This is a genomic window from Streptomyces sp. NPDC097617 (assembly GCF_044761485.1).
GTDB lineage: Bacteria > Actinomycetota > Actinomycetes > Streptomycetales > Streptomycetaceae > Streptomyces.
Genome location: NZ_JBIWCL010000027.1, coordinates 28276 through 49684, shown reverse-complemented (window position 1 = coordinate 49684; position 21409 = coordinate 28276). Strand labels below are relative to the sequence as shown.

Below are 21409 nucleotides of genomic sequence, written 5' to 3'. Positions count from 1 at the left end.
GCATGGTCGGCGGACGCGCCCGCGCACGCTCCCCCCGGCAACTCACCCAGGATCCGAAAGCCTGGCCCGAGCAGGCCAGCGCCGACCCGGCCGCCGACGCGGTCCGCCAGATCGCCCGAACCCTCGCCCAGGCCCTCGACGGCCACGGGCTGAGTCTGCGGGCAGCCGCAGCCGGCTCCGGCGTCAACCGCCAGGCCATCGCCGACTTGCTGGCCGGACGGTCCTGGCCCGACGTGGCAACCGTCGCCCGCCTGACCCACTTCACCGGCACCACACTGTGGCCGGACAGCATCAATATCGAACGGAAGAGAACGCATTGAGCCTCGATCCGCGCCCGGAATCACCAAACAGCGAACGGGCATAACGAACTTCGTGGCTCCGGACGCCGAGCGGAGAATGCCTCTACTACGCTCGGACGTGCGGAAGCCACCCTCAGCTGGGCGGTCACGCAACCCGGCACCGCCGAGCTGAACCCTCGGCGGTGCCACCCCTGGAATGCCGCACGCTCGCGGCCGTGCTCACGCCATGGCGACCCCGTCCCCCACGTTGCTGCCAGTGGTCGGGGCGATCGCAAACCAGGCCGTAGGGTCCTCAACGACCCGGCCCTCCCGGACCAACGCCTTCAACCGCGACCGGGTCGTCTCCGTCCTCCGCCCGTTCGAGGTATCCGAGACGTCCTCGCCGATCGCCGCGGCAATGTCCTGCGCCTTCATCGCCCGCCCGGCCCCCGCCAGCAGCACCAGCATCCGCTCGCGGGCCACCGCCAACGCCAGCGGCCCCGACGAGACCGGCGGGCCACCCGGATCCGCGACGTCGTCGGGCGGGGCTTCGGACGCCGACGCATCCACGGGGTCCTCGCCGCCAGCTGATCCCTGCTCCTGCGGCTGAGGTTCGTCGCTGTCATCGGCAGTGTCGGCATGGCCTGTGAGGGAGCGCAGGGTTTCCCGTGTGATCGTCAGGTGGGCCAGACGTTCCTCCGCAGTCGCGATCTTCTCGCGAAGCGTGGACAACTCCCCACGCACGATGGCTTCTTCCGTGTCAAGACGCTCGAAGAGCGACGTCATCGCGGCCCTGCCTTCACCCAGCCGGCATCGGGGCCTCGCGGCACTGGAAGCCCCAGCCAAACGTAGGGCGAGCCGCAACAAGATCGCAGAGGGTGACCGCAGATGCTCCCAAACGACCACGCTCGCCCGCCTCGCGTCCGCACTCCTTAGCTGACGGACAACTCGCGCCCGCAATGGCCTTGCCACTGCACGGCCTCTGCGTCGTAGGGCCACGAGCGTGACCGAACCCCACTCGAGCGAGGCATTGAAGAGATTCCTGAACACGCTGCGGGCCGGCGAAGTCCGCACCGGCCGCGTCATCAGCGTTGAGGGCCTGGAGGTACTCGTCGAACTGGACGGGTTCCCTGGTCCCGGGAAAGCGGTGGGTCGCATCCCTCGCGATGATCTGAACCGCAGGGCGATCGGGCATCCACCCGAAGCCGTGAGCATCGGGCAGCGGCTCACCTTCGAAGTGACAGCCGTCGACTGGCAGCAGGAGCGCGTCCGGGCCTCCACATCAGGGGCCCCGAACTGAGCTGGCGGCGGATCGACCATCCCGCAGACGCCGTCACGGCTGGCCAGCGGGTCATCGGCGAGATCATCGACGTAGACACCCGGCGTGGGCAGGTCCAGCTGTCGCTGAAAGCTCTCCAAGAGGACCCGCTCGTGCCCTTCGCGGACCAGGCAGGCATTGTCACGACCGGGCAGGTCACCAAGCTGATCCCGTTCGGAGCCTTCGTCCGCATCGCCGACGGCGTCGAGGGCCTCGTGCACAACACCGAGTTCCGTAACGAGCCCGTCGAGCACCCCGGCCAGATCGTGAGCGAAGGCGACGCGATCACCGTGGGGATCACCGAAGTCGACCTCGTGCGCCGCCGAATCACCCTGTCCACCCGTAATCTGCAGCCGGGCGGGAAGCGATCCACCTGAAGATCAGCCGAGGCCGCGGTGGCCCCTCCACACCAGCTCAGCAGCCCCCACGGCCACCCGCTCCCTACGCGGGAGCGGGAGCCAGGCTGAGCGGCTACGAGTTCTGAAGCTTCACGGCAGCCCACCAGGCAACGAGCTTGTCAGCTGTCAGGTCGATTCCCAGGCCCAAGGGATCGAGCCCGAAGTGCTCCTCCGCCTCGATCCAGAGATACTCGCTGACCTCTGCCCGGCTCGCACCGCGGTGCAGCCTGCCGAGCAACGGTCCGATCAGACAGTCGTATTCGTCTTGCACGAGGTCAGCGACTCCGATGGGGTCCCACTCGTTCAGAAGGAATCGCAGATTCTCCGATTGATCCGCGACCTGTCGAGCTTCCATTCCGATCTCCCTCAGCCGCACTGCCAGGTGAACATGGCCCGGTCGAAGCGGCGCTCGGCCAGATCCTGGGGGCGGATCAGCCAGTACAGAGCTCCGCAATCACCCCACATCATGTCCGCGACATCCTCGCTGTCGAACTGGGCCAGCAGCAACCACTGGCCAACCTCCTCCGACAGCCTCGGGTCGTCCCACGACGTATCGCCGTGCAGGACCGCTTCGGCGACCTCTATCTCCACAGGGTTCTGTATCGAGTGCGCGTGGCCACCGATCTGGTGACCCACCTCGCCGTCGAAGTCCCACACCGCGTCGAGGAACTCCTGCTCACACACCGGGTGGTCGTACCGCTGGCCAAGGGGGGCTTGCGGGGCGAAGGCGTCGCGGATCTGCGGATGCCACGGCTCGGCCGCCGTCATCGCCAACTGTGCCGTCAGGGGCACCGCGCGGTACGGCTGCAGCTCTGCCGGCGCCTTCCGCTCGGACCCGCCGGACACGTGGAGTACGCGGGCACCGGGCCAGCTGTCGCGGTCTTCCGCCAGGACCAGGGCCTCGCCGTCGTCCAACTGGCCGTCAAAGTAGAAGAAGAGCAGCGTCCCCTCGGCCGGGAGGTCGATGTCGAGGCCACCGACGGGTAGTGCTGAGCAGTCCACCGAGGCGATGAATGAGAGCGGCCCGTGCCCCTCCCACGTCGGCCAGTCCACATCGTCCGGCAGCCTCGGCAGCCCACCGAGTCGGCCGATCACTCCGTCCGACCCGACGGCCACCTCAAGGCGCACCGCAGGGCGTAGCAGGCCGACCCACTGCTCCGCCGCGTCGGAGGGCAGGTGCTGCAGAGCGAGATCGCGGAGGGCGCCGGAGGATCCATGTGTCATACGCCCGATCATGCACCACACCACCGACAGGCCACCCGGCCCTCCCCGCCAGCGGGAAACGATCAGCCTTCGAATGGGAAACGATCTTCAAGGCGTCGTATTGGCTCAGGTCAGCGGTACTCGTGAACAGCCCACAAACGACAGTTCGCGAGTAGCTCTCGTGAACGTCAAGAGATCCCGTCCGGTCGAAAGACCGGGCGGGATTTCGGCGTTTGCGGGGTCGATTCGTTACCTGCTCGGGGTGGCGGCCGGCGGACTGATCGTCCGTCAGGCAGGTTCTCGCGGTCCTCGGCCGTCGGAGGCGCCGGGGCGCACGGCGGGCGGCGGGCGGCGGGTGGCGGCCGGCCTCAGAAGGGTGCGGGTGAGGGGGTGAAGCGGTCCGAGACGTTTGCGACCAGGTCGATGTCCTCGGGGTGCAGGGTCATGGTGGGGGCGCCGGGGGATAGGTCGAAGCGGGCGAGTTCGGCCCACAGCAGGTTCGGGCTCGTGGACAGTTCGAAGAAGTACCGCCCGTTGGTGAGGTCGCAGACGGTGCGGTACTCGGTGTTGTAGGTCCGGAACTTCCCCTCGCGGTACGGCGCGCCGAAGGGCACCGAGGCGTTGCGGGTGACCGCAAGGATGGCCGCGACCGCCTGGCGGTCGCCCGCCGGTTCGGGCAGCAGGGCGCTGAAGTAGGCGGCGCGCTGGAAGCGGTCGACGGCGTTGACGTTTCCGGGCAGGGGGACTTCGCTGCCGGGCTCGTCGTGGCCGAGCCCCTGGACGATGCGTACCTGTTCCCGCAGCAGGCGCAGCTGTTCGTCGTAGGCGGGCTCGTTCGTCATGATCGTGTAGCTGCGGTCGTGGTGCACCTGCCGTCGGCCCGCGATGTACTCGATGATCGCGGAGTCCCCCGAGGAGTCCTCCAGGGCCACGTGCACCGTGGCCCGGAAGCCGCGCATCTCGACCGGCACGAGCTGGCAGGTGTCGAGCAGGTCCAAGGCCTCCCGCACGGTGGCTGCGCTGTCCAGCAGGTACTGGATCCACAGGGCGACCTGGAGGCCCGGCCTGGCGGGGTCGCGGGGGCCGAGGTCGGTGCTGTCCAGGTACAGCATGTGCGCGGCGAGGCCTGCTTCGTTGAGGCCGTCGGCCGTTCCGGCGCCGTAGACGGTCGTCACGAGGCTGGCGAACCTGCTCGTCCACCGCAGGGGGTTCTCGCCCACGACGGTCTCGCCCGCGAGCGAGCCGCCGTCGCGTTCCAGCCCGCGGGGAAAGACGGTCAGGACGGGCTCCGTCGACTCCGGCCAGTCCATCGTCCGGCCGGCGAGAACGGCGTGGTCGCTGGTGTTCCACAGGATGCGCGTGCACATGGGTGAGTCCCTCTCTGCGTGAGCCGCACGCATCATCCCCCGGTGGACCGCACAGGTGAGGGGCCCGCCGGCCGGTCGGGGCCGAAAGAACCTGATCGGCCCTGATCGGCCGTGGTGGGCGACGCTGTGCGTGCTCATGCCGACCCGGGCGGCGATGGCCTCGTCGGTGTTGCCGTGACCCTGAGGCGCAGGATCGTGGGCGCAGACGCAGCGGTTCCAGAGCCGCGGCGCCGCATGATCCGGGTGGGGGACATGTCGGCTCCTGCGGCAGGGGGAAGGATTGCGCCATGACGACCAGTGGGGAACGGGACAGCGGGACGGCCCAGGCCTGGAAGGCCCTCGGCGGGGCGCCCGGGCTCGCCGGGCGGGTGCGCTACCGCGGAGTCGGCGACCTGAACGAAGGGCCGGTACCGGTAGGTGAGTTGGCGCGCGCGACCGTCGGGGTGTGCGGGCTGGCCGCGGCGGAGCTGGCTGCGGTACGGGCCGGAGGCGCCGGGCAGGACCTGGCTCCGCCGGTGGTGGACGAGGGCGCGGTGGCGACGGCGTTCGTCAGCGAGCGGCACCTGCGGGTCGAGGGGCGCACCCCGGTGGCCTTCGCGCCGCTGTCCGGCTTCTGGCGCACGAGCGACGGGTGGGTGCGCACGCACGCCAACTACCCGCACCACGAAGCCGCCTTGGTGCGGGCGCTGGGACTGTCGTCGGCGACGCCGGAGGCGCTGCACGCCGCGGTCGTGCGGCGCACGGCCGTCGAGGTGCAGGAACTCGCCTACGGGGAGGGCGGACTCGCCGTCGCCGTGGCACGGGAGTACGGGGGCCCGCAGCCGCTGACGGAACCCGTACGGGTATCAGGGGCGCGGGGACGGACGCTCGGCGATGCGCCGGCCGGCCGGCCCGCCACGGGGGTGCGGGTACTGGATCTGACCCGGGTCATCGCCGGGCCCGTCGCCACGCGGACGCTCGGGCTGCTGGGGGCGGACGTGCTGCGGATCGACTCGCCGCGGCTGCCGGAGGCGGACGACGCGTACGCGGACACCTGAGGCTGGAAGGGGCGCCTCGAGTGCCGGCGGGGCGGATCAGGCGTTTGTGAGGGGTTTTGTCATGCAGCGGCTGGAGTCGTGGTAGCGGTAGTGGCCGAACTTTGTCGACAGGGTGTAGCCCGAGGAGAGGTAGAGGGCTATCGCCTCCGGCTGCTGGTCGCCCGTTTCCAGGACCATGCGGTGGCGGCCCGCCGCGCGGGCGTCGTCCTCCAGGGTGGCCAGGATGCGGCGGGCCAGGCCCAGGCCGCGGGCCTCGGGGACGACGTACATGCGCTTGAGCTCTGCGTCGCCGTTCGCGTAGCCCTCGTCGTTCTCGTCCTGGCGGCGCCAGCCGCCGCTGGCGACCGGGGTGCCCGTGGCGTCGTAGGCCAGCAGGTACAGGCCCTGCGGCGGGGCGAACATCGCGGGGTCGAGGTGGGTGGCGTCGCCCTCACCGTCGTACCGCTCCTGGTACTCCAGCTGGACCTGGTCGTTGAGTTTGACCGCGTCCGGGTGGTCGTACGGCACGGTGCGGAGGTCTATCCGGTGAGACATTCGAATATCGTACGGAACCATCCCGCTATGGTGCTGGGATGCTCACTGTGACCTCCGTGAATGTGAATGGGATCCGCGCCGCCGCCAAGAAGGGCTTCGGGGCGTGGCTCGAGGGATCCGACGCCGATGTGGTCTGCCTCCAGGAGGTGCGGGCCGAGGAGGGGCAGATCCCGGAGGACGTCCGGACCCCCGCGGGCTGGCACACCGTCTTCGCGCCGGCCGCCGTCAAGGGGCGGGCCGGGGTCGCGCTCTACACGCGGCGCGCGCCCGAGCGGGTGCAGGTCGGATTCGGCAGCGCGGAGTTCGACGGCAGCGGGCGCTACCTGGAGATCGATCTGCCCGGTGTGACCGTGGCCAGCCTCTACCTGCCCTCGGGCGAGGCCGGGACGGAGAAGCAGGACGAGAAGTACCGGTTCATGGGGGAGTTCCTGCCGTACCTGGCGGCGCTGAAGGAGCGGGCCGCCGCCGACGGCCGGGAGGTCGTGGTGTGCGGTGACTGGAACATCTGCCACCAGGAGGCGGACCTCAAGAACTGGAAGACGAACCGCAAGAACGCGGGCTTCCTCCCCGAGGAGCGGGAGTGGCTCGGCGCGGTGTACTCGGACGCGGGTTACGTCGACGTGGTGCGGGAGCTGCACCCGGACACCGAGGGGCCGTACTCGTGGTGGTCCTACCGCGGGCGGGCCTTCGACAACGACGCCGGCTGGCGGATCGACCTCCAGGTGGCGACCCCGGGGCTGGCGGCGAAGGCCGTGAAGGCCTTCGTGGAGCGGGCCGAGACGCACCCCGAGCGCTGGTCCGACCACGCGCCCGTGACCGTCGTCTACGAGCTGGGTGCCTGACCGGATCCGGATCCGGATCCGGATCCGGACGCGGTGCCGGCGGCCGTGCCGGCGCCGCCGCCCGAGGCCAGCAGGCGGTCCATCGCCATCGTCAGCTCGGCCTCGACCACGCTCTTGGCCAGCGGGCGCAGCCGGGCGAGCGCGTCGGGTGCGATGTGGGCCGATATGAGCTCGGTGAAGAGCAGGGCCATCGCGTCCGCGTGCTCGCGGACGCGCCGGCCGGTCTCCAGCACCGCCGCCAGCGGGACGCCCTCGCGGACCAGGGCCGAGGAGACGTCCAGCAGGCGGCGGCTGACGTGCACGATCGCGTCGCCGTCGACGGCGAGGTAGCCGAGGTCCAGGGAGGCCGCCAGGTTCTCCGGGGTGACCTCGCCCTCGAAGTAGTCGGAGAGCGCCTCCGGGGTGAGCCGGACCGGGGTCTCCTCGGACCAGCCGATGCCGAGCAGCTCGCCGAGCTGGCCGACGTCGCGGCCGCTCTCGAAGGCGGCGGTGAGCTCGGCGATGCCGCCGAGGGTGTGGCCGCGCTCCAGCAGGCCGGCGATGGTGCGCAGCCGGGCCAGGTGGTGGTCGTCGTACCAGGCGATGCGCCCCTCGCGGCGGGGCGGTGGGAGCAGTTTGCGTTCGCGGTAGAAGCGCAGGGTGCGGACCGGGATGCCGGCCGCCTCGGCCAGCTCCTCCGTGCGGTACTCGCGCACCGTCTTCGCTTGCGTCTCTTCCTTCGCCACGGACGCACCCTATGGCGTACCGGCAGTAACTTTCCGGGTCCGACCCCTACCCATGAGTACGGGGCTGCTCTACTCTCCCGATTGCGCCAGTGATTGCTGGCAGTGTTTCGATGGTGTGGTGCGTTGCGGCGTTGCGTGGCTGGAACTGCGGATGAGCGGAAGGCGGCGGGCATGGGTGGCACGGGTGGCACGGGAGGGCGCGAGGGGCGCGAGCACGTACGAGTGGCGGTGATCGGATCCGGATTCGGCGGACTCGGCGCCGCCGTGCGGCTGAGGCGCGAGGGGATCACCGACTTCGTCGTCCTGGAACGGGCGGGCTCGGTCGGCGGGACCTGGCGCGACAACAGCTATCCCGGATGCGCGTGCGACGTCCCGTCGCACCTGTACTCCTTCTCCTTCGCGCCGAATCCGGACTGGCCGCGGACCTTCTCCGGGCAGCCCGCCATCCGGGAGTACCTGGAGCACGTCGCGGACACCTTCGGGCTGCGCCGGCACATCCGGCTCGACTCCGAGGTGCTGATGATGCGCTGGGACGCCGCCGAGCTGCGCTGGGAGATCGAGACGGCGCAGGGCGAGCTGACCGCAGACGTGGTGGTCTCGGCGACCGGTCCGCTGTCCGAGCCGAAGCTGCCGGAGGTGCCGGGACTGTCCGGCTTCCCCGGCAAGGTCTTCCACTCCGCGCGCTGGGAACACGACTACGACCTCGCCGGCCGGCGCGTCGCCATGATCGGTACGGGCGCCTCCGCGATCCAGATCGTGCCCGCCATCGCCCCCGACGTGGAGCGCCTGACCCTCTTCCAGCGGACCCCGCCGTGGGTGATGCCCCGTACCGACCGGGCGATCTCCGCGGTGGAGCGCTGGCTGCACCGGCAGCTGCCCTTCACCCGCGCCGCGCGCCGCGGACTGCTGTGGGGCATCCGGGAACTCCAGGTCAGCGCCTTCACCAAGCGGCCGAACCAGCTCGGACTCATCGAAGCGCTCGCGAAGGCCAACATGGCCCGGTCGATCAAGGACCCGGCACTGCGCGCCCGGCTGACGCCCTCCTACCGGATCGGCTGCAAGCGCATCCTGCTCTCCAGCGAGTACTACCCGGCGCTGGCACGGCCCAATGTGGACCTGGTCGCCTCCGGGCTGAAGGAGATCCGGGGCTCGGTCCTGGTCGCGGCCGACGGGACCGAGACCGAGGTCGACGCGATCATCTTCGGTACGGGTTTCCACGTCACGGACATGCCGATCGCCGACCGGGTGGTGGGCGCGGAGGGCAGGACCCTCGCGGACGAGTGGAAGGACGGGATGCAGTCGCTGCGCGGGGCGACCGCGGCCGGCTTCCCCAACTGGATGACGATCATCGGTCCGAACACCGGGCTCGGCAACAGCTCCATGATCCTCATGATCGAGTCGCAGCTGAACTACATGGCCGACTACCTGCGCCAGCTCGGCGTGCTGGGCGGGAAGGTCGCGCTGGCCGCGCGCCCCTCCGCCGTGCACCAGTGGAACCGCCGGGTCCAGGCCCGGATGGAGCGGACGGTGTGGAACACCGGCGGCTGCACCAGCTGGTACCTCGATGCGCAGGGCCGCAATACGACGGTCTGGCCGGGGACGACAGGGGAGTTCCGCCGGGAGACGCGCAGTGTCGATCTGGCGGAGTACGAGGTCGTGCGGGCTCCGGACCGCGAGCGGCTCCCGGCCGTCGCCGCGGGTGCCGTCCCGGCCGTCGCCGTGGCGCCGTCGCCGGGGGCGCTGCCCCCGGACCCCCGCGCCTCGCATGCCGGCGAGGCCGGACTCGGTTCGGCCGAGGCCGCCGAGGGTGCCGCGTGAGCCGGCCGGGGCACGTCGTCTCCGGTCCCTACGCCCCGCCCGCCCCGCGGCGCGAGCTCGTCGCCGTCTCCGCCGACGGGGCCCGGCTGCACGTCGAGGTCCACGGGGAGCGGGGCGCGCCGACCGTGGTGCTGGCCCACGGCTGGACCTGTTCCACCGCCTTCTGGGCCGCGCAGATCCGGGCCCTGGCGGCCACCCACCGGGTCGTCGCCTACGACCAGCGCGGGCACGGGCGCAGCCCCGCCGCCCGGACGCACAGCACCACCGCCCTCGCCGACGACCTGGTGGCTGTCCTGGCGGCCACCCTCGCCCCCGGGGAGCGCGCGGTCGTCGCCGGGCACTCCATGGGCGGTATGACGATCATGGCGGCGGCGGCCCGGCCGGAGTTCGCCGAGCACACCGCGGCCGCGCTGCTGTGCAGTACCGGCAGCTCCCGGCTGGTCGCCGAGGCGCAGGTGCTGCCGGTGCGCGCCGGGCGCGCCCGGACCCGTATCACCGGCGCGGTTCTCGGCTCCCGCGCCCCCCTCGGGCCGGTCACGCCGGTCGCCCGGAAGGTCCTGAAGTACGCCACCATGGGCCCCGGTTCCGCGCCGGACAAGGTCGAGGCGTGCGCCCGTATCGTCCACGCCTGCCCCACCGGGGTGCGCCACGCGTGGTCCCAGGTGCTGGCCGGGCTGGACCTGGACGCGGACGTGGCCCGCCTCGCCGTGCCCACCGCCGTCATCGGCGGCACCGCCGACCGGCTCACGCCGATCGTGCACGCCCGCGGGCTCGCTGCCGCACTGCCGAACTGCGTGGGCCTGACCGAGCTCACCGGCATGGGGCACATGACCCCGGTCGAGGCCCCCGAGGCCGTCACGGCCGCCCTGCGCGAGCTGACCGAGCTGTACCTCGACGCCACCGACGCCAACGACACCGGGCTCGACACCACCGAGAAGGAGAAGACGCCGTGAGCGCTCGCAGGAGTCTGGAAGGCCAGGTCGCCGTCGTCACCGGCGCCGCCCGGGGAGTCGGCGAGCTGCTCGCGCGCAAGCTGTCGGCCCGTGGGGCGAAGATCGCCCTCGTCGGGCTGGAGCCGGAGGCCCTCAAGGAGGTCTCCGAGAGGCTGCACACCGACAGCGACCACTGGTACGCCGACGTCACCGACCACGAGGCCATGGCCCGGGTCGCCGAGGAGGTCAAACAGCGCTTCGGCAAGGTGGACATCGTCGTCGCCAATGCGGGCGTGGCCGCCGGCGGGCCGTTCGCCGAATCGGATCCGCAGGCCTGGCGCCGGGTGATCGAGGTCAACCTGATCGGCGGGGCCGTCACCGCCCGCGCCTTCCTGCCCGTACTGATGGAGAGCCGCGGCTACTTCCTCCAGATCGCCTCGCTCGCCGCGATCACCCCGGCGCCGATGATGACCGCCTACTGCGCCTCCAAGTCCGGGGTCGAGGCCTTCGCGCACTGCTTGCGCGCGGAGGTCGGGTACAAGGGGGTGAAGGTGGGCGTCGGTTACCTCTCCTGGACCGACACGGACATGGTGCGCGGCGCCGATCAGGACGAGGTCATGAGGGAGTTGCGCCAGAGGCTGCCGTGGCCTTCGAACCGCACGTACCCGCTGGGGCCGGCCGTCGACCGGATCGTCGCGGGCATCGAGCGGCGCTCGCCGCACGTGTACGCGCAGTGGTGGCTGCGCGGCATGCAGGGCGTGCGCGGCTACCTGCCCGGCATGATCGCGACGGTCGGGCAGCGCGAGATGAAGCGCTTCGAGCCGCGTCTGGGCAGTGTGTCCAAGGGGCTCGTCGGGGCCGGCGGGGCCGCCGACGAGAAGGAGCGCACACAGAGTCACTGATCGAAATGCGCGCTATGTCCGCTCATGCAAGTCTGGTCGAGGCCCCACCACCGACACCCCTCATGGAGTGAACAGCATGGGTATCAAGGACCAGTTCCAGGACAAGGCGCAGGAGCTCGAGGAGAAGGCGCGGCAGGCGCGGCAGCCCGGCAAGGGCGCGCAGGACGAGAGGTCCGCGCGCGCCCCGCAGCCGAAGGACTCGCCGCAGCGGTCGTTCGACGACATCAGCGACGAGCTCGACGACCGGACCTGACGGCCGGACCCCGGCCCGGCGGTCACGGGCCCGCATGCAGCGCCGAGGGGCGCGATCCCGCTGTCCCGGGGATCGCGCCCCTCCCGCGTGCGCCCCTCCCGCGTGCGCCCCGCTCACTCCCTCGGCGGCAGCTTCGGACGACGCCGGTCCGGCACGTCCGTGTAGCCCGGCGACACCGCGGCCGGGTCCTGTTCCAGCAGTTCCAGTGCCAGGTGCACGGCGTCGTCCAGTTGCGCGTGGCGCCCCTCCGCCCAGTCGAGCGGGGTCCGCAGGATCGAGAGGTCCGGCTCCACGCCGTGGTTCTCCACCGACCAGCCGTACTCCGGGAACCAGGCGGCATTCATCGGGACCGTGATCACCGTGCCGTCCCCGAGGGTGTGGCGGCCGGTCATGCCGACCACCCCGCCCCAGGTGCGCTGCCCCACCACCGGGCCCAGGCCCAGCAGTTTGAACGCCGCGGTGATCATGTCCCCGTCCGAGGAGGTCGCCTCGTCGGCCAGCGCCACGATCGGTCCGCGGGGCGCGTTGGAGGCGTACGAGACCGGCTGGGCGTTGCGGGTCAGGTCCCAGCCGAGAATGGAGCGGGTCAGCTTCTCCACCACCAACTCGCTGATGTGCCCGCCCGCGTTGCCGCGTACGTCCACGATCAGCGCGGGCCGGGACATCTCCATCCGCAGGTCGCGGTTGAACTGTGCCCAGCCCGAGCCGCCCATGTCGGGGATGTGGAGGTAGCCGCACCGGCCGCCGCTGATCTCCCGGACCGCCTCGCGCCGCTTGGACACCCAGTCCTGGTAGCGCAGCGGCCGCTCGTCGATGAGGGGCACGATGGCGACCCGGCGGGCCCGGCCCTCGCCCGCCGCCGGCTGGAAGGTCAGCTCCACGGTGGTCCCGCCCGCCGCCGCGAGCAGCGGATAGGGCCCGGCGACCGGGTCCACCGCCCGCCCGTCGACATGGGTGAGCACCGCGCCCTCCCGGATGCCGGTGCCGGCCAGCGGGGAGCGGGCCTTGGAGTCGGAGGACTCGCCGGGCAGGATCCGGCTGACCACCCATTCCCCCTCCCGGGGGAAGAGGTTGGCACCGAGCAGGCCGATCGCGCGCTGGTAGTGCGGGGGGCCCTCGTTGCGGCGTGCGGGGGAGACGTAGGCGTGCGAGGTGCCGAGTTCGCCGAGGACCTCGCGCAGCAGGTCGGCGAACTCGTCGGGGGAGGCGACCCGTTCGACCAGGGAGCGGTACTGACCCAGCACCCCGTCCCAGTCGATCCCGCACATCTTCGGCTCCCAGAAGTACGCGCGGATGATCCGCCCGGCCTCCTCGTAGGCCTGGCGCCACTCGGCCGCCGGGTCCACCTCGTGCAGGATGCGCCGCAGGTCCAGGTAGACGGTCGAGTCGCTGTCGCCGGACTCGGTCGCCGGGACCGCGCGCAGGTCGCCGTCGTCGTTGATCACGAGCCGGGTGCCGTCGCCGCTGACCGCGAACCAGTCCAGTCCCGAGGCCAGTTCGCTCTTGCGGGCCTTGGTGAGGTCGAAGTGCTCCAGTGTCGGCTTGCCGCTGATGTCGGCCGGGTTGGCGAAGGTCTCGCCGAGCGCGCCCGAGATCGGCCAGCGCAGCCACACCAGCCCGCCGCCGTGCACCGGGTACAGGGCCGAGTACTTGGACGCGGCCACCGGGAAGGGGGTGACCCGGCTCTCCAGTCCCTCCACCTCCACGGTCACGGCGCCGTCGCCCTCGCCCGAGTCGCCCTCCGCCAGGTCCAGTCCGCCGGCCGCGGGCCGCCCCTCGGCGGAGAGCGCGAAGGGGGAGGGGGTCGCGGAGGACAGCGGCACCAGGTACGGGCGGCAGCCCAGCGGGAAGGAGAGGTCACCGGTGTGCACGTCGTAGACCGGGTCGAAGCCGCGCCACGACAGGAAGGCCAGGTAGCGCCCGTCCCGGGTGAAGACCGGGTTCTCGTCCTCGAAGCGGCCGTTGGTGACGTCCACGATGACCCGGGAGCCGGGGCCGGAGATCCGGGCCATCTTGATCTGCCGCAGCGAACGCCCGATGCCCGGGTGCGACCAGGTCAGCCAGGCCCCGTCGGGGGAGAAGGCCAGGTCGGTGACGGGGCCGTTGATGGACGCGATCAGCTCGGTGACCTCGCCGTTGGACTCCTCGGTGGCGTCGATGAGCAGCAGCCGGCCGTCGTTGGAGGCGATGGCGAGCCGCTCGCCGTCCGGGTCCGACAGCAGTTCGGTGACCCGCCCCAGCTGGCCCGAGGCCAGCCGTCGGGGCGCCCGCTCGCCGGAGGCCCGAGGAAGGTAGGCGATCTCGATCGCGTCCTCGCCCTCGGCGTCGGTGATGTAGGCGACCTGCCCGCCGCTGCCGAGCATCTCCGGCAGCCGCACCCGTACGCCCGGGGTGTCGGCGATGGTCCGGGCCGGGCCGTCGCGGTGGGTCAGCCAGTACAGGCTGCCGCGCACGACGACGGCGCTGGCCCGCCCGGTGGCGTCCACGGAGAGCGAGTCGACATGGCTGGCGGCGGGCACCTGGTACGTACGCCGGCCCGCGCGCGGGCCGGCGAGGCGGACGTCGAGGCGGCGCGGGACGGCGCCGCGGTCCAGGGAGTCGACGAGCCAGAGGTCGCCGGCGCACTGGTAGACGACGCGCGAGCCGTCGCTGGAGGCGTGCCGGGCGTAGAACTCCCCGTGATCGGTGTGGCGGCGCAGATCGGTGCCGTCGGGCAGACAGGAGTACAGGTTGCCGATGCCCTCGTGGTCGGAGAGGAAGGCGATCCGGCCGCCCACGAACATCGGGGAGTCGAGGTGGCCCTCGATGTCCTCCAGCAGTCGCTGCCCGTGCAGCCACAGCCGCCCGGTGGCGCCGCCGCGGTAGCGCTTCCACGCGGCGGGCTCGTGCGGGGGCTTGCCGGTGAGCAGCAGGGAGTGCCGCTCGCCCTCCTCGGTCTCCCGCACCTGGATGTCGGAGACGGGACCCCACGGAAGGCGGCCGCCGGGACTGCCGTCGGTCGGGAGGGTGTAGGCCCAGGCGAAGTAGGAGAAGGGCTGGCTGTGCGAGGACACGGCCAGGATGTCGCTGCGGCCGTCCTCGTCGGGCGGGGTCCAGCCGCAGGCGCGGGTGTCGAGGGCGCCCCAGTAGGTGAGCTGGCGGGCGGGGCCGCCGTCGACCGGGGCGAGGTGGATCTCGGGGTCGAGGCTGCGCCAGCTGGTGAAGGCGATGTGCTTGCCGTCGGGGGAGAAGCGCGGGTGGCCGACCCGGGTCCGGTCGACGGTGATGCGCCAGGCCCGTCCGGGCGTCTGTCCGTCGGGGACCAGCGGGGCGACCCAGAGGTCGTCCTCGGTGGCGAAGCAGAGAAGGTCGTCGTGCAGGTGCGGGAACCGGAGGTACGCGACGTCGTGACTCACCCCCCAATGCTTTCCGCGCGAGGGGGCCCTGGCAACTCGTACAGGTGATCCATGCCACCCCGTCAAGCGAAACGGAACGGTTTCGTTTCGCTAGGAGTGGGGGTATGGTCTTAAGCGTACGGAACAGTTTCGATCGGGCGGGAGGCGGAGATGACCGAGGCGATGGCGGCTCGGCGCAGCCGGATCACCCCCGAACGGCAGGCCGAACTGCACGAGGCGGTCCTCGACCTCCTGCGTGACGTCGGCTACGAGGCGCTGACCATGGACGCGGTCGCCGCCCGTACGAAGTCCAGCAAGGCCACGCTCTACCGCCAGTGGGGGAGCAAGCCGGAACTGGTCGCCAAGGCCCTGCGGTGCACGCAGCCGGTCTCGCTGCGCGAGATCGACACGGGCACCCTGCGCGGGGACTTCGCGCGCATGGTCGAGCACTCCGACGACGCGCAGATGGCCAAGGACACCGCACTGATGCGGGGTCTGGCCCATGCCGTGCACGAGAGCCCGGAGCTGCACAAGGCCCTGCGCGACCTGCTGGTCGACCCGGAGATCAACGGTCTCCAGGCGATGCTGCGGCGTGCGGTGGACCGGGGCGAGATCCGCCCGGACTGTCCTGCGCTCGACTTCGTACCGCACATGCTCATCGGGGCGTTCATCGCGCTCCCGCTGATCGAGGACCGCCCGGTGGACCGGGCCTTCCTCGGTGACTTCATCGACGCCGTGGTCTTCCCCGCCCTCGGCGTCTGATCCCCGAACCTCCCCGTCCCCGCACTGCCTCCGCGCTGCTCCTGACACGCCGCTCTCGTCGTCGGGCCGGCTCTTCACGCCCTGATCCGATCCGGATCCATCCCACGACCTGAACGGGAGAACCACCGACGTGGCTACCTTCCTCTACCGACTCGGCAGGGGCGCCTTCCGGCGCCGCGGCCTCGTCGCCCTCCTCTGGGTGGCGCTGCTGTTCGCCGCCGGCTTCGGTGCGGCCTCGGCGAGCGCGCCCACCTCCGGCTCGTTCTCGATACCCGGTACGGAGGCCCAGAAGGCCTTCGACCTGCTGGACAAGCGCTTCCCGGGCATGGCCGCCGACGGCGCCACCGCCCGCATCGTCATCAAGGCCCCCGAGGGCGCCAAGGTCACCGACCCCGGCCCCAAGGCCGAGGTCCAGAAGATCGTCTCGGGTCTGAAGACCGGACCGGGCGCGGCCGAGATCTCCTCCGTCGCCGACCCGTACGAGGCCCAGGCCGTGAGCCAGGACGGCTCCACCGCCTACATCAGCGCCAAGTACAACGTCAGCGGCATGGAGTTGAAGGACCCCACCCGCGACGCGCTCAAGGACTCGGGCGAGGGCGCCAAGGCCGCGGGCCTGAACGTCCAGATCGGTGGTGACGCGCTGATGGCGGCCCCCGAGACCGGCTCCGGCGAGATCATCGGCATCGCGGTTGCCGCGATCGTCCTCGTCATCACCTTCGGCTCGCTGATCGCGGCCGGGCTGCCGCTGCTGACCGCGCTGATCGGCGTGGGCATCGGCGTCTCCTCGATCACGGCGCTGGCCAACGTGCTGGACCTCGGCAACACCACCGCCACCCTCGCGACGATGATCGGCCTCGCGGTCGGCATCGACTACGCCCTCTTCATCGTCTCCCGCTACCGCGCGGAGCTCGCCGAGGGCCGTGAGCGCGACGAGGCCGCGGGCCGCGCCGTCGGCACCGCCGGCTCCGCCGTCGTCTTCGCCGGTCTGACCGTGGTCATCGCCCTGGTGGGCCTGGCCGTCGTCAACATCCCGATGCTGACCAAGATGGGCTTCGCGGCCGCGGGCACCGTGGTCATCGCCGTGCTCGTCGCGCTGACCCTGGTCCCGGCCATCCTCGCCTTCGCGGGCAGGAAGGTGCTGCCCGCGGGTCAGAAGAGCCGCCTGTTCGGCAAGGGCAAGCCGGTCGGCGCCGACGGGCAGAAGAAGCCCAACGGCGGCACCCGCTGGGCCCGCTTCGTCCTGCGCCGCCCCGTCGTGGTGCTGCTGGCCGGTGTGATCGGCCTCGGCATCATCGCCATCCCGGCGACCAAGCTGGAGATGGGCCTGCCGGACGACGGCGCCCAGCCGGTCTCCACAACCCAGCGCCAGGCGTACGACCTGCTGTCCGACGGCTTCGGTCCGGGCTTCAACGGCCCGCTGATGGTGGTCGTGGACGGTGACAAGGCCCTCGCCGACTCCACCGCCGACCGGATCAAGGGCCTGGACGGGGTCGTCGCGGTCACCCCGCCGACCCTCAACGAGGCCGGCGACGCCGCGGTGATCACCGTCATCCCGAAGGACCGCCCGTCCTCCACGCACACCGAGGAACTGGTCCACGAGATCCGCGACGGCAGCGGTGACGACGTCCTCGTCACCGGCGCCACCGCGATGAACATCGACTTCTCACAGAAGATGAACGACGCGCTGCTGCCCTACCTGGCGCTCGTCGTGGGTCTCGCCTTCCTGCTGCTGATGCTCGTCTTCCGCTCGATCCTGGTCCCGCTCAAGGCGGCCCTCGGCTTCCTGCTCTCGGTCGTCGCCGCCCTCGGCGCCGTCGTCGCGGTCTTCCAGTGGGGCTGGCTCGGCTCGGTCTTCGGGGTGGAGCAGACCGGTCCGATCATGTCGATGATGCCGATCTTCATGGTGGGTGTCGTCTTCGGCCTGGCCATGGACTACGAGGTCTTCCTCGTCACCCGCATGCGTGAGGCGTACGTCCACGGCGAGCGCCCGGGTCAGGCCGTGGTCACCGGTTTCCGGTACAGCGCGCGGGTCGTCGTGGCCGCCGCCGTCATCATGATCGCGGTGTTCGCGGGCTTCATCGGGGCCAGCGAGCAGATGGTCAAGATGATCGGCTTCGGTCTGGCCGTCGCCGTCTTCTTCGATGCCTTCGTGGTCCGCATGGCCATCGTCCCGGCGGTGCTCGCACTGCTCGGACACAAGGCCTGGTGGCTGCCGAAGTGGCTGGACCGGCTGCTGCCGAACGTGGACGTGGAGGGCGAGAGCCTGCGCAAGCACCTGGAGAAGTCCGCGGATTCCCCGGAGGGCCCGGACAAGGACCGCGAGCTGGTCAACGCCTGAACCTGACGGCCCGTACGGGCCCACAGGACAGCCCGGCCCCGTACCGCCCGATCATCGGGTGGTACGGGGCCGGGCCCGTCTGCGCCTAACGGGTGGTGGCGGCCGCGGCCGCGGCCGGCGCGACGGGCGCGGCCGGAGCGGTCGGCGCCGTGGGGGCGTACGTACGCCGCAGGAACCGGCGCAGTGCGGCGATGTCGAACTGCACCACGGCGACGCCCTCGGGGGAGTGGAACTCGACGACCGCCTGGACGCGGCCGCAGGGCCAGACCCGTACGTCCCCGGTCCCGGTCGGGGCCTGGAGGCCCGCTTCCAGGAGGGCGCGGGGGAAAACCCACTCGTTGTCGGTTGCCTCGGGGGACAGACCCGCCGGGAAGACGATCCGCACGGCCAGCGGTTCGGCCGCGGTGAAGCGCAGGGCGACCGGGATGGTCCGGTAGAGGGGATCGTCCGTGATCACACGGGCACGGACCCGCTCCTCGACGGCGCCGGCGGTGGCTGGTGGATTCTCGGCGGTGGCTGACATCGACAAGACTCCTCGAAATCGCAATATTTGCGTCCGTTTGTCCTGTCCAGACTCGCACATTCCCACGAAAGCGCGCGCTTCTATTTGTGATGCGTCCGCTCTTGCCAACGATTTGCAACTGGGCACTATGGTTGAACAGCTAAAGACTGAGTAAGAAGCGGAGCCCTTCCATGCATGTGCCCGACGGATTCATCAACGCACCCGTGTCGGTGGCCGCCGGAGCGGTGGCCGCCGCCGCTGTGGCCGTCAGCCTCCGCGGCGCCCGCCGCGAACTCGACGAGCGGACCGCCCCGCTCGCCGGTCTCGTCGCCGCCTTCATCTTCGCCGTCCAGATGCTGAACTTCCCGGTCGCCGCGGGCACCAGCGGCCACCTCCTGGGCGGAGCGCTCGCCGCGATACTCGTCGGCCCCTACACCGGCGTGCTGTGCGTGTCCGTCGTCCTGCTCATGCAGGGCATCCTCTTCGCCGACGGCGGCCTGACCGCCCTCGGTGTGAACGTCACCGTCATGGGCGTCGTCACCGTCGTCGTCGCCTACGCGATCTTCCGCGGGCTGCTCGGGATCCTGCCGCCCACCCGCCGCTCCGTGACCGTGGCCGCCTTCGTCGGCGCCCTGCTCTCGGTGCCCGCGGCGGCCGTCGCCTTCACCGCCGTCTACGCCGTTGGCGGCACCACCGACGTGCCGCTGGGCAAGGTGCTCACCGCCATGGTCGGCGTGCACGTGCTCATCGGCATCGGCGAGGCCGCCATCACCGCGGCGACCGTGGGCGCCGTGATCGCCGTACGCCCCGACCTGGTGCACGGGGCCCGCGGGCTGACCGCGCCGCTGAAGCTGCGCGTCGACGGCGCACTGGTCGACGCACCGGCCGCGGCCGCCGTGCCCGCGGCCACCGCTGCCCGTGCCGGCGCCGGTTCGACGAAGAAGGTGTGGGTGACCGGCCTGGTCACCGCCCTCGTGCTCGCCGGTTTCGTCTCCTTCTACGCCTCCGCCGACCCCGACGGCCTGGAGAAGGTCGCCGCGGACGAGGGCATCGACGAGAAGGTCGAGGACCACGCCGCCGCGGGCTCCCCGCTCGCCGACTACGGCGTCAAGGACGTCGACGACGCCCGCCTGTCCGGCGGTCTCGCCGGGGTCATCGGCGTCGGCGTGACCGTCGTCGCCGGTACCGGGATCTTCTGGGCCGTGCGCCGCCGCCGGACCGAGGACCTGACCGCCACCGCCACCTCCGTCTCGGCAGGCTGACATGGGAGCCGGCCACGCCCACAAGCTCTACCGACAGGGCGACTCGCCGGTCCACAGCCTGCCCCCGCACTGCAAGCTCGCCGCGACCCTGGCCTTCGTCGTGGTCGTCGTGTCCACACCGCGCGAGGCGGTGTGGGCCTTCGGCCTGTACGCCGTCCTCCTCGCGGCTGTGGCGGCCGCGGCCCGGATCCCGGCCGGCTTCCTGCTGCGGCGGCTGCTGATCGAGGTCCCGTTCGTGGCCTTCGCCGTGCTCATGCCCTTCGTGGCCGAGGGCGAGCGGGTGCAGGTGCTCGGCATGTCGCTGAGCGTCTCGGGCCTCTGGGGCGCCTGGAACGTCCTCGCCAAGGGAACCCTCGGCGTGGCCGCCTCCGTCCTGCTCGCCTCGACCACGGAGCTGCGCTCCCTGCTGCTGGGCCTGCAACGGCTGAAGCTGCCGCCGCTGCTCGTGCAGATCGCCTCCTTCATGATCCGCTACGGCGATGTGATCAGCGACGAGCTGCGCCGGATGTCCATCGCCCGCCGCTCGCGCGGATTCGAGGCGAGCGGCATCCGGCACTGGGGGGTGCTGGCCAAGACCGCCGGGGCGCTGTTCATCCGCTCCTACGAACGCGGCGAGCGGGTCTACCTCGCGATGGTCAGCCGCGGCTACGCCGGTTCCATGCCGGTGATCGACGAGGTCGTGGCCACCCGCGCCCAGTGGGCGTACGCGGCCGTGCTCCCGGTGACGGCGTTCGCCGTCTGTCTGATGGGATGGACGCTGTGACTCCTCCTTCCGCCTCCGCCGCCTCCGCCGCCTTGGCCCCCTCCCTCCAGGTGTCCGGCCTCGCCTACGCCTACCCGGACGGACACCAGGCCCTCTTCGGGGTGGACCTGGCCGTCGGGCGGGGCGAGCGGGTCGCCCTCCTCGGACCCAACGGCGCCGGCAAGACCACCCTGGTGCTGCACCTCAACGGGATCCTCACCGGCGGGGTCGGCACCGTGGCCGTGGCCGGGCTCCCGGTGGAGAAGCGGAACCTCGCCGAGATCCGCCGCCGGGTCGGGATCGTCTTCCAGGACCCCGATGACCAGCTGTTCATGCCGACCGTCCGCGAGGACGTGGCCTTCGGCCCGGCCGCCGCCGGAATGCGCGGCGCGGAGCTGGACGAGCGGGTCCGCGCGGCCCTGGACCAGGTCGGCATGGCCGACTTCGCCGACCGGCCGCCGCACCACCTGTCCTTCGGCCAGCGCCGCCGCGTCGCGGTGGCGACCGTCCTGGCCATGCGGCCCGAGATCCTGGTCCTGGACGAACCCTCGTCCAATCTGGACCCGGCCTCGCGCCGCGAGCTCGCGGACATCCTGCGCTCGCTCGACGTGACCGTGCTGATGGTGACGCACGACCTGCCGTACGCGCTGGAACTGTGCCCGCGCTCGGTGATCCTCAGCGAGGGGGTCATCGCGGCGGACGGCCGCACGCAGGAGCTGCTGTGCGACGAGAAGCTGATGCGGGCCCACCGGCTGGAGCTCCCCTTCGGCTTCGACCCCCGCTCGGTCGCGGCGCCGGTGGCACGGGGGCCGGTGGCATAAG

At 71.5% G+C, this 21409-nt stretch carries 22 protein-coding genes; 14 read left to right on the top strand and 8 right to left on the bottom strand.

Annotated features, from left to right (window positions below; all coding sequences use genetic code 11):
• The first annotated feature begins 2 nt into the window (after positions 1–2).
• Entirely contained in the window at positions 3–320 is a 318-nt protein-coding gene (locus ACIQZO_RS32770) for a helix-turn-helix domain-containing protein (RefSeq protein WP_403633289.1), read from the top strand.
• A gap of 198 nt (positions 321–518) precedes the next feature.
• On the opposite strand, the gene ACIQZO_RS32765 is transcribed toward ACIQZO_RS32770, so the two are convergent.
• The gene (locus ACIQZO_RS32765) at positions 519–1064 is read right to left on the bottom strand and encodes a hypothetical protein (protein ID WP_403633286.1); all 546 of its coding nucleotides are present in this window, start codon (positions 1062–1064) and stop codon (positions 519–521) included.
• A 217-nt stretch (positions 1065–1281) separates the two neighbouring features.
• Between ACIQZO_RS32765 and ACIQZO_RS32760 the strand changes: the two genes are divergently transcribed.
• Both ACIQZO_RS32760 and ACIQZO_RS32755 read left to right on the top strand, forming a co-directional pair.
• Entirely contained in the window at positions 1282–1578 is a 297-nt protein-coding gene (locus ACIQZO_RS32760) for a S1 RNA-binding domain-containing protein (RefSeq protein ID WP_403633284.1), read from the top strand.
• A gap of 131 nt (positions 1579–1709) precedes the next feature.
• Positions 1710–1973: a S1 RNA-binding domain-containing protein gene (locus ACIQZO_RS32755; RefSeq protein ID WP_403633281.1), complete on the top strand. Its 264-nt coding sequence runs from the start codon at positions 1710–1712 to the stop codon at positions 1971–1973.
• Between the two features lie 94 nt (positions 1974–2067).
• On the opposite strand, the gene ACIQZO_RS32750 is transcribed toward ACIQZO_RS32755, so the two are convergent.
• The 3 genes from ACIQZO_RS32750 to ACIQZO_RS32740 all read right to left on the bottom strand — a co-directional run bounded on the left by ACIQZO_RS32750 (position 2068) and on the right by ACIQZO_RS32740 (position 4564).
• Positions 2068–2349 carry a hypothetical protein gene (locus tag ACIQZO_RS32750; RefSeq protein ID WP_403633279.1) on the bottom strand — a complete coding sequence of 94 codons (282 nt, stop codon included), beginning with the start codon at positions 2347–2349 and terminating at the stop codon, positions 2068–2070.
• A gap of 11 nt (positions 2350–2360) precedes the next feature.
• Positions 2361–3218, bottom strand: coding sequence for a YwqG family protein (locus ACIQZO_RS32745; protein WP_403633276.1), 858 nt, complete (start codon positions 3216–3218; stop codon positions 2361–2363).
• Between the two features lie 347 nt (positions 3219–3565).
• Positions 3566–4564, bottom strand: coding sequence for a linear amide C-N hydrolase (locus ACIQZO_RS32740; RefSeq protein ID WP_403633274.1), 999 nt, complete (start codon positions 4562–4564; stop codon positions 3566–3568).
• A 287-nt stretch (positions 4565–4851) separates the two neighbouring features.
• On the opposite strand from ACIQZO_RS32740, the gene ACIQZO_RS32735 reads away from it, so the two are divergent.
• Positions 4852–5601, top strand: a complete 750-nt coding sequence (locus tag ACIQZO_RS32735; RefSeq protein WP_403633271.1) for a CoA transferase — start codon at positions 4852–4854, stop codon at positions 5599–5601.
• 36 nt (positions 5602–5637) lie between these two features.
• Here the strand turns inward: ACIQZO_RS32735 and ACIQZO_RS32730 are convergent, their stop codons facing one another.
• Complete coding sequence (locus tag ACIQZO_RS32730) at positions 5638–6135, bottom strand: GNAT family N-acetyltransferase (RefSeq protein WP_403633268.1); 498 nt, start codon at positions 6133–6135, stop codon at positions 5638–5640.
• 38 nt (positions 6136–6173) lie between these two features.
• On the opposite strand from ACIQZO_RS32730, the gene ACIQZO_RS32725 reads away from it, so the two are divergent.
• Positions 6174–6977, top strand: a complete 804-nt coding sequence (locus ACIQZO_RS32725; RefSeq protein ID WP_403633265.1) for an exodeoxyribonuclease III — start codon at positions 6174–6176, stop codon at positions 6975–6977.
• On the opposite strand, the gene ACIQZO_RS32720 is transcribed toward ACIQZO_RS32725, so the two are convergent.
• Entirely contained in the window at positions 6959–7702 is a 744-nt protein-coding gene (locus ACIQZO_RS32720; protein WP_403633264.1) for a MerR family transcriptional regulator, read from the bottom strand. The two genes, ACIQZO_RS32725 and ACIQZO_RS32720, sit on opposite strands and share 19 nt — an antisense overlap.
• 171 nt (positions 7703–7873) lie before the next feature.
• Between ACIQZO_RS32720 and ACIQZO_RS32715 the strand changes: the two genes are divergently transcribed.
• From ACIQZO_RS32715 to ACIQZO_RS32700, 4 genes are all read left to right on the top strand, one after another.
• Positions 7874–9520: a flavin-containing monooxygenase gene (locus tag ACIQZO_RS32715; protein WP_403633262.1), complete on the top strand. Its 1647-nt coding sequence runs from the start codon at positions 7874–7876 to the stop codon at positions 9518–9520.
• On the top strand, positions 9517–10473 hold the full coding sequence (locus ACIQZO_RS32710; protein WP_403633260.1) for an alpha/beta fold hydrolase: 957 nt from the start codon (positions 9517–9519) through the stop codon (positions 10471–10473). Before ACIQZO_RS32715 ends, ACIQZO_RS32710 begins: the two co-directional genes overlap by 4 nt.
• The gene (locus tag ACIQZO_RS32705) at positions 10470–11354 is read left to right on the top strand and encodes an SDR family oxidoreductase (protein ID WP_403633258.1); all 885 of its coding nucleotides are present in this window, start codon (positions 10470–10472) and stop codon (positions 11352–11354) included. Before ACIQZO_RS32710 ends, ACIQZO_RS32705 begins: the two co-directional genes overlap by 4 nt.
• Positions 11355–11430: 76 nt before the next feature.
• Positions 11431–11607: a hypothetical protein gene (locus ACIQZO_RS32700; RefSeq protein WP_403633255.1), complete on the top strand. Its 177-nt coding sequence runs from the start codon at positions 11431–11433 to the stop codon at positions 11605–11607.
• Between the two features lie 113 nt (positions 11608–11720).
• On the opposite strand, the gene ACIQZO_RS32695 is transcribed toward ACIQZO_RS32700, so the two are convergent.
• On the bottom strand, positions 11721–15002 hold the full coding sequence (locus ACIQZO_RS32695) for a S41 family peptidase (RefSeq protein WP_403633253.1): 3282 nt from the start codon (positions 15000–15002) through the stop codon (positions 11721–11723).
• A gap of 150 nt (positions 15003–15152) precedes the next feature.
• Here ACIQZO_RS32695 and ACIQZO_RS32690 point away from each other — a divergent pair, with 150 nt between their 5' ends.
• Positions 15153–15743: a TetR/AcrR family transcriptional regulator gene (locus ACIQZO_RS32690; RefSeq protein ID WP_403633250.1), complete on the top strand. Its 591-nt coding sequence runs from the start codon at positions 15153–15155 to the stop codon at positions 15741–15743.
• Positions 15744–15873: 130 nt separating this feature from the next.
• Entirely contained in the window at positions 15874–18081 is a 2208-nt protein-coding gene (locus tag ACIQZO_RS32685) for an MMPL family transporter (protein ID WP_403633247.1), read from the top strand.
• 85 nt (positions 18082–18166) lie between these two features.
• On the opposite strand, the gene ACIQZO_RS32680 is transcribed toward ACIQZO_RS32685, so the two are convergent.
• Complete coding sequence (locus ACIQZO_RS32680) at positions 18167–18604, bottom strand: SsgA family sporulation/cell division regulator (RefSeq protein ID WP_403633244.1); 438 nt, start codon at positions 18602–18604, stop codon at positions 18167–18169.
• A gap of 170 nt (positions 18605–18774) precedes the next feature.
• Between ACIQZO_RS32680 and ACIQZO_RS32675 the strand changes: the two genes are divergently transcribed.
• Genes ACIQZO_RS32675 through ACIQZO_RS32665 form a run of 3 tightly spaced genes read left to right on the top strand, consistent with a single transcriptional unit; the run spans position 18775 to position 21408 of the window.
• A complete protein-coding gene (locus tag ACIQZO_RS32675) occupies positions 18775–19845 on the top strand; it encodes an energy-coupling factor ABC transporter permease (RefSeq protein ID WP_403633241.1) in 1071 nt (356 codons plus the stop codon).
• A gap of 1 nt (position 19846) precedes the next feature.
• Positions 19847–20608 (top strand): cobalt ECF transporter T component CbiQ, encoded by a 762-nt coding sequence (gene cbiQ / locus ACIQZO_RS32670; protein ID WP_403633240.1) that lies wholly within the window; start codon positions 19847–19849, stop codon positions 20606–20608.
• Positions 20596–21408 carry an energy-coupling factor ABC transporter ATP-binding protein gene (locus ACIQZO_RS32665; protein WP_403633237.1) on the top strand — a complete coding sequence of 271 codons (813 nt, stop codon included), beginning with the start codon at positions 20596–20598 and terminating at the stop codon, positions 21406–21408. The genes cbiQ and ACIQZO_RS32665 overlap by 13 nt, the downstream gene beginning before the upstream one ends.
• Position 21409: the final 1 nt, after the last annotated feature.

What these genes read in the sequence shown, in the direction of transcription:
- ACIQZO_RS32680 (WP_403633244.1), bottom strand. Translation starts at nt 18,604, where the DNA reads ATGTCAGCCACCGCCGAGAATCCACCAGCCACCGCCGGCGCCGTCGAG.
- ACIQZO_RS32665 (WP_403633237.1), top strand. Translation starts at nt 20,596, where the DNA reads ATGGACGCTGTGACTCCTCCTTCCGCCTCCGCCGCCTCCGCCGCCTTG.
- ACIQZO_RS32770 (WP_403633289.1), top strand. Translation starts at nt 3, where the DNA reads ATGGTCGGCGGACGCGCCCGCGCACGCTCCCCCCGGCAACTCACCCAG.
- ACIQZO_RS32725 (WP_403633265.1), top strand. Translation starts at nt 6,174, where the DNA reads ATGCTCACTGTGACCTCCGTGAATGTGAATGGGATCCGCGCCGCCGCC.
- cbiQ (WP_403633240.1), top strand. Translation starts at nt 19,847, where the DNA reads ATGGGAGCCGGCCACGCCCACAAGCTCTACCGACAGGGCGACTCGCCG.
- ACIQZO_RS32715 (WP_403633262.1), top strand. Translation starts at nt 7,874, where the DNA reads ATGGGTGGCACGGGTGGCACGGGAGGGCGCGAGGGGCGCGAGCACGTA.
- ACIQZO_RS32765 (WP_403633286.1), bottom strand. Translation starts at nt 1,064, where the DNA reads ATGACGTCGCTCTTCGAGCGTCTTGACACGGAAGAAGCCATCGTGCGT.
- ACIQZO_RS32740 (WP_403633274.1), bottom strand. Translation starts at nt 4,564, where the DNA reads ATGTGCACGCGCATCCTGTGGAACACCAGCGACCACGCCGTTCTCGCC.
- ACIQZO_RS32750 (WP_403633279.1), bottom strand. Translation starts at nt 2,349, where the DNA reads ATGGAAGCTCGACAGGTCGCGGATCAATCGGAGAATCTGCGATTCCTT.
- ACIQZO_RS32675 (WP_403633241.1), top strand. Translation starts at nt 18,775, where the DNA reads ATGCATGTGCCCGACGGATTCATCAACGCACCCGTGTCGGTGGCCGCC.
- ACIQZO_RS32730 (WP_403633268.1), bottom strand. Translation starts at nt 6,135, where the DNA reads ATGTCTCACCGGATAGACCTCCGCACCGTGCCGTACGACCACCCGGAC.
- ACIQZO_RS32745 (WP_403633276.1), bottom strand. Translation starts at nt 3,218, where the DNA reads ATGACACATGGATCCTCCGGCGCCCTCCGCGATCTCGCTCTGCAGCAC.
- ACIQZO_RS32690 (WP_403633250.1), top strand. Translation starts at nt 15,153, where the DNA reads ATGACCGAGGCGATGGCGGCTCGGCGCAGCCGGATCACCCCCGAACGG.
- ACIQZO_RS32735 (WP_403633271.1), top strand. Translation starts at nt 4,852, where the DNA reads ATGACGACCAGTGGGGAACGGGACAGCGGGACGGCCCAGGCCTGGAAG.
- ACIQZO_RS32700 (WP_403633255.1), top strand. Translation starts at nt 11,431, where the DNA reads ATGGGTATCAAGGACCAGTTCCAGGACAAGGCGCAGGAGCTCGAGGAG.